Origin of the sequence: Paenibacillus sp. FSL R7-0189 (genome assembly GCF_037969925.1) — a bacterium.
GTDB classification, from domain to species: domain Bacteria; phylum Bacillota; class Bacilli; order Paenibacillales; family Paenibacillaceae; genus Paenibacillus_AQ; species Paenibacillus_AQ odorifer.
This window is the reverse complement of the sequence record NZ_CP150223.1, coordinates 3,565,308-3,578,278: the sequence shown is the minus strand read 5'-3', so window position 1 is coordinate 3,578,278 and position 12,971 is coordinate 3,565,308. Positions and strand designations below refer to the sequence as shown.

Annotated in this window: 7 protein-coding genes; 3 read left to right on the top strand and 4 right to left on the bottom strand. The window is 48.8% G+C overall.

What is annotated here, in order from left to right:
• Nucleotides 1–48: 48 nt before the first annotated feature.
• On the bottom strand, nt 49–4,737 hold the full coding sequence (locus tag MKY63_RS15540; protein ID WP_339809263.1) for a WIAG-tail domain: 4,689 nt from the start codon (nt 4,735–4,737) through the stop codon (nt 49–51).
• A 217-nt stretch (nt 4,738–4,954) separates the two neighbouring features.
• On the opposite strand from MKY63_RS15540, the gene MKY63_RS15535 reads away from it, so the two are divergent.
• Entirely contained in the window at nt 4,955–6,049 is a 1,095-nt protein-coding gene (locus tag MKY63_RS15535; RefSeq protein ID WP_036679737.1) for a YheC/YheD family protein, read from the top strand.
• Between the two features lie 86 nt (nt 6,050–6,135).
• Nucleotides 6,136–6,927 carry an archaetidylserine decarboxylase gene (asd, locus tag MKY63_RS15530; protein WP_036679739.1) on the top strand — a complete coding sequence of 264 codons (792 nt, stop codon included), beginning with the start codon at nt 6,136–6,138 and terminating at the stop codon, nt 6,925–6,927.
• Nucleotides 6,928–8,036: 1,109 nt separating this feature from the next.
• Here asd and gpmA read toward each other — a convergent pair.
• The 3 genes from gpmA to MKY63_RS15515 all read right to left on the bottom strand — a co-directional run bounded on the left by gpmA (nt 8,037) and on the right by MKY63_RS15515 (nt 12,166).
• A complete protein-coding gene (gene gpmA, locus MKY63_RS15525) occupies nt 8,037–8,780 on the bottom strand; it encodes a 2,3-diphosphoglycerate-dependent phosphoglycerate mutase (RefSeq protein ID WP_036679780.1) in 744 nt (247 codons plus the stop codon).
• A gap of 781 nt (nt 8,781–9,561) precedes the next feature.
• Entirely contained in the window at nt 9,562–10,347 is a 786-nt protein-coding gene (locus MKY63_RS15520; protein WP_036679782.1) for an AraC family transcriptional regulator, read from the bottom strand.
• 313 nt (nt 10,348–10,660) lie between these two features.
• Nucleotides 10,661–12,166 (bottom strand): PLP-dependent aminotransferase family protein, encoded by a 1,506-nt coding sequence (locus MKY63_RS15515; RefSeq protein WP_036679783.1) that lies wholly within the window; start codon nt 12,164–12,166, stop codon nt 10,661–10,663.
• Nucleotides 12,167–12,309: 143 nt separating this feature from the next.
• On the opposite strand from MKY63_RS15515, the gene MKY63_RS15510 reads away from it, so the two are divergent.
• Nucleotides 12,310–12,927, top strand: a complete 618-nt coding sequence (locus MKY63_RS15510) for a pyridoxamine 5'-phosphate oxidase family protein (RefSeq protein WP_036679785.1) — start codon at nt 12,310–12,312, stop codon at nt 12,925–12,927.
• Nucleotides 12,928–12,971 lie beyond the last annotated feature (44 nt).

Genomic DNA, 12,971 nt, shown 5'->3' with positions numbered 1-12,971 from the left:
ATAAGGAGATTCGCTACTCTGCTATTTTTAAGAGGAACTGCTTAAGGTTCAATCAAATACGCGATCATCTGCTGCCGGCTTAGCTAAGGGAGCGCCTATAGCAATCCAAGAGATAACCCCATAGAAATGCGGAGTCTCGCGCAACCGCACTACTTGAATCACTGCTTCTCCATTGGCTCTGCTCTTTAAGGAAGCGTAGAAGTAAGGCTGATTGGTCATGGCAACAAGCACATAACCCGTATGCCCAAAGCTCTCATCAAACGATACGGTCACCTCTACACTCTCTGCATCCCCATTGAACATAAATGCTTTCATTCCAAACTGCTGTAGTGCTTCTCGCTTCCCAGCTGTTTGAATCGGACTGAAGGACAGATGATCTGTATTTACAGAGTTCGGTGCCAGATGAGTCCCGTTTACTGCACCTGGGGAAATATGATATTCCTGAACACTCTCTTCTTCCAGATGGCGGGCTTGAATCGCAAACGAAGAGATTTTGGATGCTACTACCGCTTCATCCTGAAGCTCTGTTGTCCCTACTGCACCTTCTGTCAGATGAGCGGACTCGATACTGCCTTCCTTCAGCTTAGCTCCGTTGATACTGCCATCCGGGAGCAGTGCTGAGCTGCGTGTTTCATCCGCAAGATGCTCTAATTTGATGATGCCAGGCTGCAAATGCCGATCTGCCACGCTCTTGTCAGCAAGATGCTCTCCGTAAACACTCCATGGTTGTAAATGTGAAGAACTCACGGAGCCTTCGGCGAGTTTTTCTTCAGTAATACTGCCATCCGGCAACAAATCCGCACTGCGTACCTCTTCTGCCAAATGCTTCAGGGTGATGCTGTCCGATCGAATATGGCGGCCATCCACCGCATCCCCGGCCAAATGACCTCCAGAGACGCTGCCTTGGGCTAAATGGAAAGACTGAATCGTCGCGACTTCAATCTTCTCGCCTGTAATACTGCCTTCCGGCAACAAATCAGCGCTGCGCACTTCTTCTGCCAAATGATTCAGAGTAATGCTTCCAGCACGGATATGGCGGCTATCTACCGCATTCCCCCCTAAGTGTCCCCCATAAACACTGCCAGGAGCCAAGTGGTAGGCAGTAATAGATCCACCCTCCAACTTTTTACCGGTAATGCTGCCATCCGGCAGTAACTCGGAGCTGCGTACCTCATCCGCTAGATGTGCTAGCTTGATCTCACCTTTTCCAATATGGAGACCTTCTACTGCAGACGGACTCAGATGAGTTCTATCCACACTGCCAGGCACTAGATGAATTGCTTCTACGGAGGCTTCCGCCAGCTTCTCCCCAGTAATGCTTCCGTCCGGCAGCAGCTCGGAGCTGCGTACCTCATCCGCCAAATGCGCTAGCTTGATCTCACCTTTTCCAATATGGCGTCCTTCTATTGCAGACGGACTCAGATGAGTTCCCTCCACGCTTTCAGGTACAAGGTGATTTGAATTTATGGATGCTTCCGCCAGTTTCTCCCCAGTAATGCTACCGTCTGGCAGCAAATTGGAGCTGCGTGTTTCTTCGGCCAAATGAGCCAGCGTGATCTCACCGTATCGGATATGACGTCCTTCTATTGTGTCCGGACTCAAATGACTGCCATCTACGCTTCCAGGCACCAGATGATTAGAATTTACGGATTCTTCCGCCAACTTCTCCCGAGTGATGCTACCGTCTGGCAGCAAGTCAGCGCTACGTGTTTCTTCGGCCAGATGAGCTAACGTAATCTCACCTTTTCCAATATGGCGCCCTTCGACAGAACCTGAACTTAGATGAACGCCTTCCACACTTCCAGGTACTAGATGATTTGAATTTACGGAAGCATGTGCCAGCTTTACTCCAGAAATACTACCGTCTGGCAGCAATTTAGAGCTGCGTGTTTCTTTTGCCAAATGAGCCAGCGTGATCTCACCGTATCGGATATGACGGCCTTCTACTGTGTCTGGGCCTAAATGGCTGCCATCCACACTGCCAGGCACTAGGTGAATAGAACTTACGGATTCCTCCGCCAGCTTCTCTCTAGTAATACTACCGTCTGGCAGCAGATCAGCGCTTCGGGTTTCATCGGCGAGATGAGCCAGAGTAATCTCACCATTTCCAATATGACGTCCTTCGACGGAACCTGAACTCAGATGTCCGCCTTCCACACTTCCAAACACTAAATGAATAGAATCCACGGATGCTCCCGCCAGCTTCTTCCCGGTAATACTGCCTTCAGGCAGCAAGTCGGAGGTATATGCATCTGCAGCCAGATGAGCAAGCGTGACCTCACCCGGTAGGATATGTCGACCTTCTACAGAACCCGAATTCAAATGGCTTCCGTTCACACTTCCAGGCAGGAGATGGTTGGAATCTACCGATCCTTCTGCCAGCTTCTCCCCAGTTATGCAGCCGTCTGGCAGCAACTCAGAGCTACGTACCTCTTCCGCCAGATGAGCCAGCGTGATCTCACCCGGTAGGATATGACGACCTTCAATGGTATCGATACACAGATGGCTGCCGTCTACACTACCAGGTGAAAGATGCTGAGAATCCACGGCACCTTTTACCAGCTTAGAGCTATTAATACTGCCCTCTTGGATTTGAACCGCAGAAATAGAATTCGGAAGGATATGACCATTCCCTATAGACAACGGCCGGATATGCGCCCCACTGACACTGCCGGGATTCAAATGTCTACTTTGAACGGCACTTTCGCTTATGGTTTTCGAACTTACAGCATTTACCGACAAATGCTCAGCATGAACTGCTGACGCCGCCAGTTTACTGGATTCTATGCTGCCGTCTGCAAGCTTAGCCGAAGTGACTGCTAAATCACTGATTTTATCCGTTGAGACACTTTCCGGTGAAAGCTTCAACGAGGTCACTGCATGATCGGCCAGATGGTGAGGCTGCACGGCTCCTGCTGCCAGGTGAATTTCTCTCACCGCAGCGGAAGCCAGCTTATCTCCTGAAACTGAGCCCGATTGAATCGCAGCGGAAGTCACACTATTTTCACCAAGATGTCTTCGTTCCACGGCTCCCGTGGCCAAATGATCCTTATTTACCACAGCATCCTGCAATACACGGCCGCTCACACTGGCATCCGCCAGATGCTTTTCCTCCACTGTACAAAAAGCGATATGTTCACCACTGACTACTTCACGCGCAATCGTGCTCCCAATCACTGCACCTGCTGCCAGCTTAGCTGCATTTACACTTCCATCTGCCAACTTGGCAGAAGTAACGCTCTGTGCACGAAGATGCTCCCCGCCCACAGATTCTGAAGCCAACTGTTCTCCAGTCACAGCACCGGAAGATAAATGTTGAGTCTGAATAGCTTCTTCCTTAAGCTGCTCCGAGCCGACCGCTTCCGCCGCTATATGCGAATGATTCACTGCTTCGCGTTCCAGATGAATAGAAGTTATGGCTTGCATAGCAATTTGCGGTCCGCGAATGGCGGATTTAGCAATATGTCTTGTGGTCACTGCTTCATCTGCCAGCTTATGTGGGAGAATGCTTTGGTCAGCAATTTTGGACGAGGTTACCGCTTGCTCCACTAACTGTGCAGTTCCTACTGCACCCTCAGCCAGCTTTAAAAAAGAGATGCTGCGGTCAGCCAAATGCCGACTCGATATTTCGCCATCACCGATATGATTACCATTCACACTTTCTGGGCTTAAATGGACGCTTCTCACGACATCTGCACCAAGTTGCTTAGAGCCTATAGCTCCATCAGCTAAATGCCCGCCTTCGATAATACCCGACTGCAGCTGTTCCTTACCGATCAATTTGCTGGCAAGCTGATCAGAACCAATCGCTCCCGGGGCCAGATGTCTGGCGGTTATCAAAGCGTCGCTAAGATGGCGGCCTTCAATAACAGCATCCGCTAGCTTTGAACTGCTGATTTCACCATCAGCAATTTTATCGCCAGATACCGCTGCATCGGCCAGCTTGGAACGGTCAACACTGCCGTTAGCTAGGTGGCGACTTGTGATGCTGCTGCTTCCTATTTTGTCACTAGTAACGGCTCCATCTTCCAGTAAATCCGCAGTAATAATCAAATCGCTTAAATGGCGGCTCTCAATGGCTTTATCTGCAATTTGACCGCCGCCTATAATCCGATCAGCCAGCTTCTCTGGACTAATACTGCCATTTTTCAGCTTCTCTCCACTAATCGAATGATCCAGCAGCTTACCGCCACTAACGCTTCCTTCTGCTAAATGCTCGCCCACAATCGATTCTGGTGCGATTTTTGCAGAAGTGACTGCCTTGTCCGCGATATTGATACTCTGTACAGCGTAATCTTGCAGCCAAGGTGTACCAATAATGCCGAACTTTAGCTTAGAACCGTCAATGGTACGTGGAGCGATTTTGGCTCCGGTCACCGCTGCATCCGAAAGATCATCTGTATAAACGGGCTGAAAACGTTCTTTCTCTGGAGGAGCGAACCATACGGTTTCAGGAAGATTATCCGCCTGTTTCTGAAGCTGCGCTTCCTCTATAAGCTCCGGCTCCAATTGTAGAACTGGAGCAGAAGTTGGCTCCTCTAGAACGACTTCAGCTATTGCTCCCCCACTTACCTGAACTTCCGCGATCTCTGCTTCACTGACTCCGTCACTGTTATTCCCCGAGCTTCTAGAGCTGCTTTTGGTATCCAGCATACTCAGTTCCTCTTTATTGGGATTATCTACAAAATAGAGTCGTTTCTGTGGACTGCGCGGCTGCTTTTTTTTGGAACCCCTCACAAGCAGTCTCCTCCTTCCATCTAATGTTTCTCCTAGGCATCATATGCAGCGGTATGGGCTTATGACACCCTTTTGCGATGAGGCCTTCATAAGATTATGTATAAAAAAAGGCATCTGCCTTCGCGCATTCGTCCACCCTGACACGCGGGTACAAACATACTATGACAAGAGTAGAAAAAGCAGGGATCATGTAACCGATGAAACAGGAGGAACAAACATGGGGCATAAGCTCGTTGGAATATTACTAAATGCCGATATGCACCGGGGCGTTCCCCGGCTAAAAACAGGACAGGAGTCTCTATCCAACTATGAAGAGGCCGCGGCGGCATACGGTTTAGTCCCTTGCTTCCTGAAGCTCGCGGACATCGATACGGACACAGGCTTTAGTGCCGCCTATATAAAGGGAGCCAACGGATATAAAAGCGTAGTTGTTCCTACGCCTGCTGTTATCCATAACCGGGCAATATACAGCAAAAACAGCCCTGGGATGCAGCGTCTGCTGAAGCACTATCCCCTGATTTTCAATACATGTAATCGATACGGCAAAGATGAGATCCATCAGCTGCTTGAAAAAAATACGGAGCTTCGCGAATATTTACCCGTAACAACGAGAGTCTCAGGCCTAAAAGAAATGATGAATCTTTATCCCGATCTCATTCTTAAACCTTGCCGTGGAAGTATAGGGAATGGGGTCATGCGGCTGGTCCGCAAGGGATCTCAGCGTTGGACCTTGAGCTACCTCTCCCCTTCGATGCAGCGCTGGAGAAATATTCCCGTAAATCAGGCGGCGTTGCCACAAGCGCTCCGCGCACGCCTAACCTCCGTGCCTTATCTTGTTCAAGAACGTATTCCCCTTGCTGAGATTGGAGGACGTCCCTTTGATCTACGCGTCACCGTTCAGCGCGGCTGGGGAGGAGATTGGCAGGTCACTGGGCTCTTCGCCAAACTGGCTGCCCCAGGGGGCTTTGTCTCCAATATAGCCCGCGGAGGAGAAGCGTTAAGCTCCTCCCTAGCGCTCGAAAAAGCCTTTTCAAGATCCACAGCGGCCCACATCCGTATGTCTGTCGAAATACTTAGCCTTGCAATCGCACGGTGTCTGGAGCAAGACCTTCCCGGACTGGCCGATATCGGACTGGATATAGGCATTACTAAGGACGGACGACTCTTCTTCATAGAATGTAACGGTCGCGACCAACGCTACGGATTTCATAAAGCCGGCCTTACGGAAATTTGGAAAGACAGCTATCGCAGACCTATGGGATACGCGCGTTTTTTAATAGAAACGAACAGTACGGTATATAACAGTTATTGATTTGTCTCCTATTCTATGTCAATATAATGCAGAGCAGAGACGACCCGTATACAACCGTACTGCTGCATTATGGAAGGGAGATGGGCATGGTAAAACAATTGCTACGGCTGATGACCGAGCTATCCTCACACCGGTGGCTTTCACGGTTAATGGGATCTTTTTCTCATAGTAGAATCAGCCGTTTTCTTATCCCGGCATTTATTAAGACTTATCAAATCCCCTCCGCTCAAGCGGAGAAAAATCCTGGAGAATATCTCACTCTTAATGAGTTTTTCAGCCGCCGGCTGAAGCCGGGCATGCGGCCTATTGCAACCGATGCTGACGCTTTGGTTAGTCCCGTAGACGCAACGATTACTGCTATGGGTGACATTACCGCCGGTACGATTATGAATGTAAAAGGGCAGGATTATAAGATCGAGGATCTCCTTAATCACTCCCCGCATCTGGAGCTGTACAAGAAGGGTTTTTTCTTCGTTCTTTATTTGAGTCCTACCGATTATCACCGGATTCACTCTCCCCTTACCGGACAAAAGGTGGAGAGCGATTATATTCGCGGACGGGCCTATCCTGTCAACGATTTCGGAATGCGACATATGAAGGGTGTCCTGAACCGCAACGAACGTCTCATTACGTATATTGCCGGGAGTTACGGGGAAACCGCGGTAGTAAAGGTAGGCGCAATGAACGTCAGCAGCATCCGTTATACGGATGCTACGGCTGCCGAGTGGCAAATAGGCGATGATCTGGCTTATTTTGAGTTTGGCTCCACCGTAGTGCTGCTCACGGAAAGCGGTACCTTTACCCCGAGACCCAAGCTTGAGGTCAACTCGAAGGTAAAGATGGGCGAACTACTGGGAACGTTGCATCGACCTTTGTAGGGAGAGTTGGGCGAATGTCAAAAATTAGAGGGTGCCTCAAAAGCCATGAAATGGCTGCTGGGGTGCCCTCTAATTTTGGGGACTTAGTGTGGAGCACAGTTGCGGACACGAACCCTCTAGCTATCGTATACCTATCGTATACCTATCGTTAGCTATCGGACCCAGCTGACCTTATACGCGGATTTTTGACACATTTGCGATTCTATCGGACTCCACCGCAGCTATTGGCATGAAAAACACCCTATTTGCGCTAGATCTTAGGCAATAGCGGCACTGGAGTCCGAAACTCCGCTCAAATGGCGATAAATGGGCAAATAGCGGCTGCTGAGTCCGTAAGCATTTGCAGAGCGTTGGTCGAGGTTGGTCGAGCGTTAGTTGAGGATGGTCGAGATAGTGGAGGGCTGGTCGAGATAGTGGAGGGCTGGTCGAGATAGTGGAGGGCTGGTCGAGCGTTAGTGGAAGGTGTGCGCTCGCCGCTATCGGACCCAGCTGACCTTATACGCGACTTTTTCACACATTTGCAATTCTATCGGACTCCACCGCAGCTATTGGCATGAAAAACACCCTATTTGCGCTAGATCTTAGGCAATAGCGGCGCTGGAGTCCGAAACTCCGCTCAAATGGCGATAAATGGGCAAATAGCGGCTGCTGAGTCCGTAAGCATTTGCTAGAGCGTTGGTCGAGGTTGGTCGAAAGTTAGTTAAGGGCTGGCCGAGAGTTAGTTGAGGGATGGTTGAGCATTAGTGGAGGACTAGTCGAGAGTTGGTGGAGGGATGGTCAAGAGTTAGTTGAGGATTTGAGGGCTAGTGGAGCGTTGGTCGAGGATCTACGGAGCGTTGGTCGACGGTTAACATTCAACGCTTTCGCACCCAGCTGACCTTATACGCGCCATTTTCGCACATTTGATTGGTCACAAACACACTAATAGCAAAAAGGACAGCCCCGAGGCTGTCCTTTTATCTTTTCATGTAACCCACCTAATACGCCTGTTACGCTTATTAACCTGCTACGCCCTAATGTGATTATTACGCCGCCTGTTTTGCTTACTATACCTGTACACCCGTTATACTCAATACACCTGTTACGCCTATACGCTTATTACACGCCAATTACACATGTCCCTGCTTAGCAACATCAAGCGCCTTGGCCGCTACCTGTTCCGGATCTCCTAGATAAAAGCGACTGATAGGATTCATGTCCTCATCCAGTTTGTACACGAGCGGTACTCCGGTAGGAATATTGAGCTCCAGTAATGCCGCTTCATCAATATCCTCCATAAATTTAATCAATGCACGCAGCGTATTGCCGTGGGCTGAGATAAGCACCCGTTCTTTTTTACGCAAAAGAGGTACGATCCGGTTTCCCCAGAAATCGCCTACACGATGTACAGTGTCCTCCAGGCTCTCTCCACGCGGGATATCTTCCGGACGAACACCGCTGTAGCGAATATCGTTTCTGGCATACCTAGGATCATCAAGCTCCAGCAACGGGGGTCTCACCGATAAACTCCGCCGCCAGATATGCAGCTGCTCATCTCCATATTTTAGCGCTGTCTCGCTTTTACTTAATCCCTGCAATGCCCCGTAATGGCGTTCATTCAATTTCCAAGACTTTTGCACGGGTATCCACAGCAAATCCATCTCTTCCAGTACATAGTTAAGAGTTTTAATCGAGCGTTTGAGTACCGAAGCAAAAGCCAGATCAAATGTATACCCAGCGTCCTTCAACAGCTTGCCAGCAGTCTTTGCCTCTTGGATACCCTTCTCAGTTAAATCCGGGTCACTCCAGCCTGTGAACAAATTCTGTACATTGTACTGGCTCTCACCATGACGTATTAGTACGATTTCGTACATTTTCTCTCTCTCCTTCCAACTATGGACCTTATATATTCTACCGACGAACAACATTATGCGAAACGTATCGCGGAAAGCTCTCACCTTAGTAATAACCCAATCGTAGAAATAAATATCTACCGCTACCTCATAGTTAGACCAATTAAACATCCTCAAAGGTACGTGAATGAGGCGTGCATGGACCGTGAACGGCGTGTAGATAGTGCGGTACATGAGCTTACGCTTCATTGCAGAATGTGCAACAGAAAATCTTAACTCTCACTTGAAAATACATTACATTGTACTTTGTGCAATAGATTATCGTGATGATCTCTAGAAAGGCTGCTTCTCCTGAATTTGAATGTAAGATGTGCAACAGAATTCAAATCCGACTGCTTTTAGACTCAATCCCATTGTACAAAATACAACGTGAGGCACGATGTAATGTCCATCAGTTACTCTAGTCTTCGACTTAAGTTCATTATATATATCAATTTCTAACAACACAAAAAAACCGGATGCCTCATGGCCCCGGCTATTTATATTTTTAGTCATATCATGCGATTGTATGCTTGCTTGTTCCGTTTAGAACCAGCTGTCCACGACAAAAGCGTTCGCCTGCTTTAACCGTTTTAAGCGGTTTCTAAAAATACCTCCGCCTCCACTCTTACAATCCGTGTTGCAGATTCTGCGTCTGATGATCATGCCAAGAGTCTCCTTCCAAGAAGTTATGTAAATTCTCTGTAAACTAAACTGCAAAGTATTTACCCTTGGTTGAACAAACTGAAACAAAAAAAGAGAATCAGCGGATCTCAGATGGACTTTTTCCGGTATATTGCTTGAACTGGCGGCTGAAAAAGAAAATGTCACGATATCCGAGCGCATCTGCGACCTCAGTAACATTCATTCCTGCGTACAGCAGTAAATGCTGAGCACGCTCAATCCGGGCTCGGATGACATAAGACTGCACAGAAGAGCCCGTAAGCTCCTTAAACTTAATTGAAAAGTACCGAGGCGAAAGCCCCGCACGAGCAGCAAGATCCTCTACACGATGTGCAATCCCCGGATGCTGGCTCACATAGTTCGCTATTTCGTGAATGATTTCTGTCAAATGGTTGCTAACATAACGTTCTACTGGCTTCACACGGTCCTCCCTCAGCAGATGAATCATCAGCTGCTTCAGTACAAGCTGCCCTTCTTCCTCAGCGGCGTAAGTATCCACCAGAAATAGTCGAACGTACCTAGCAAGCAGATGTTCAAATTCAACGGTTTCTGTAAGCTCACGATAGGGCAGCGGAATATCCGTCACCTCTTCGGAGACATCAAAATGAATATATGTAAGTACAAGTGGCTTTTGCGGATTATGTGTAGCACTAGTATGGTCACCCGGACGAAAAAGGAAGCAGCTTCCCTTACCTACTTGAAAGGGTTCATCGTTACGCACAACCGTCCCTTCCCCGCTCCATACATAAAATAAATCATAATTTTGCAGCGACTTCTCTCTTTTTTGCCATTTCCAGCCCGGCTCGCATACAATCTTAGCCAGAGCCGGTAAAATAACAAAAGAGGACGGCGATGCATGCAGCATAACGTTCCCTCCTAAAAGTTTTGTTAGCATAAACTACCTTGAACACTTCGCAAAACTTGCTTCGTAAGCATTTCGCTTTGTTTTGTTAGCATAAACTACCTTGAACCACTTCGCAAAACTTGCTTCGTAAGCATCCGCTTTGTTTTGTTAGCAAAACTTGCCTCGTAAACATTCGCTTAGTATTGTCAGCAAAATCTGCTCTGACTTCGCAGCGTCCATATAGTTTTGTTTAGCTTAATCTACTCCGAGTTTCTTCGTCAAAATTCGTAAGTATTCGCTTAGTTTTGCATTTCATCTTCTTTATCATACCTTGTCATGTTGCATTTTGTACATCTTCCCACGCCAGATGCAGGCTTGTTATCCCTTCCTCCAGCTCCTCGGCATTCAGATGGGCAAAAGAAAAACAAGCGGCCGGTGCTCCCGGTGATAGCTGATATAACGCGGCATCTCTAAAATCCGTGTCGCGCCTAAGCGCTGCCGCTCGGAAAGCAACAAACTCTTCACTGCTGCGCAGCCAGCGGGCATATACATGCAAGCCCGCATCACCAGGCAGCAGCTCGAAGAGCTCCTTAAGCCGTTCCGACAGCAGCGTCCTGAGGATGCGTCCGCGTTCACCATAGATGCGTGTCATCCGGCGCAGATGACGGCCATAGCCGCCTGTATTCATGAACCGCGCCAAGGCACGCTGCTCCAGCAGCCCTACCGGCAAGGGCTCATATAGCGCCTTGGCGGCGATAGTCGGCTTTACCAGAGAGGGCGGAAGCACTGCAAAGCCTAGCCGCAGGCCCGAAAACATCGTGTTTGAAAAGGAGCCTACATACACGACCCGCTCTTCGCGATCCAGTGCTTTTAAGGGCTCAATAGGACGCCCAGCCCAACGGAACTCACTGTCATAATCATCTTCAATGATTACTGCATTATGCCGCTGCGCCCATTCCAACAAGGTCCGTCGTCGTTCCAAAGGCAGTACCACACCCGTAGGAAATTGACGGCTCGGCGTAACAAACAACAGCCGGGCATCCCAATCCTCCGGAATAAGGCCGTTGCCATCCAGCTTCCCTGCCAGCAATCGGCCTCCAGTGATCTCTACGGCTCGCCGGATCCCGTGAAAGCCCGGGTCCTCTACGACCGCTGAGCCCCCTGCATCCAGCAGCAGCTGCGTCAAAATAACGATGCCTTGCATCGAACCGCTGAACAATACGATATGCTCTGCATCCGCGCGAATCCCGCGGGTAATCCGCAGATGTGCAGCGATAGCTTTCCGAAGTCCTTCATCGCCTTGAGGTGGACAAGTGCTTTGCAGCAATCCACCTTCCTTCCCTCCGGCATAAGAGAGCGCACTGCGCCATTCGGAGTAAGGAAAATGTTCCATCCGCATACCACTACTCTGGAAGCTCACTGCTTTCTTATTACTCTTTTCATAAAAGGGTATCGGGCGCGCAAGCAGCCGCTTTCCCCATGCTGAAATAGGAATCGTAGTCTCGATTTCACAATCTCCTCCAGCAGCATCTGTGGCTTCACCCAAAGCCTGATTCTCACCGTCACTGCGACTGGCAGCTGAAGCAAAGCTATCTTCCGATACGAATGTCCCCCGCCCCGTTTCAGTCCTTACATACCCATCAGCGAGCAACATTTCATACACCTGCGAGACCGATCCGCGCGACAGCTCATAGTGCTTAGCAAGACTTCGTGTAGACGGCAACGGAGTGCCTCCCGGAAGTGTTCCTTCCAATATTCCTGCGCGGAGCGCGTGATATAACGCTAAATATTTGTAGCGGTGTATCGCCAGATATTGATCGTATGCCAGCGTGATATTCATCGTTATCCTCCTTGACCAGCAAGTGGTCCATTAAAAACTATCTTAATTGGTCCTTTTTAATTGTCAACCACTCTACTATTCTTTAAAGAACAATTACATTGGAGCAGACGCTCTAGACTAAAAAGAAAGAGGACGTGATCCCTATGCGCAGAAAAGAATTTAAAGTAGATCAGGAGGAAGAATTGGTCTCTTTTCTAAACGGAATGAGTTTTGGTTTTCTCGGGACAAGCGATGAACAGGGGCAACCGCGGGTGACACCGCTGAATTTTGTATATACAGATGGTTGTTTCTATTTCCATGGCAGTCATGCTGGTGGCAAAATGAAGTCGATCCGCAATCAGCAGAAGGTCTGCTTTACGGTAGCGGATGAGTATGCTCTTATCCCGTCTTATTTTAGCGATCCCGAGCTGGCATGCCCTGCAACCGCCTATTTTAAAAGTGTGACCGCCTACGGCACAGCCGAACCTGTCGAAGACATTAATGAAAAAGCCGGCGTACTCTCCTTATTTATGAAAAAGCTCCAGCCCGAGGGGGGGTATGATTCCATCGATGCAGAGGACCCTAGATACCGTCCCCGTCTAAAGGGAGTTGCCGTTGTGCGCATTACCCCCGAGGAGATCACTGCGAAGTTTAAGTTTGGGCAAAACCTAAAAGAAGAAGAGCGCTCCGGCATCATTTCCGGCCTGTCCGAAAGAAATAATCCACGGGATGAAGAAACGATAGAAATGATGAAAAAATACTGCCCTTTCCACGCCGAATGATATTTTTTAAAAATCGTATCTTTCCAAGTGACGGTTGCAATTGG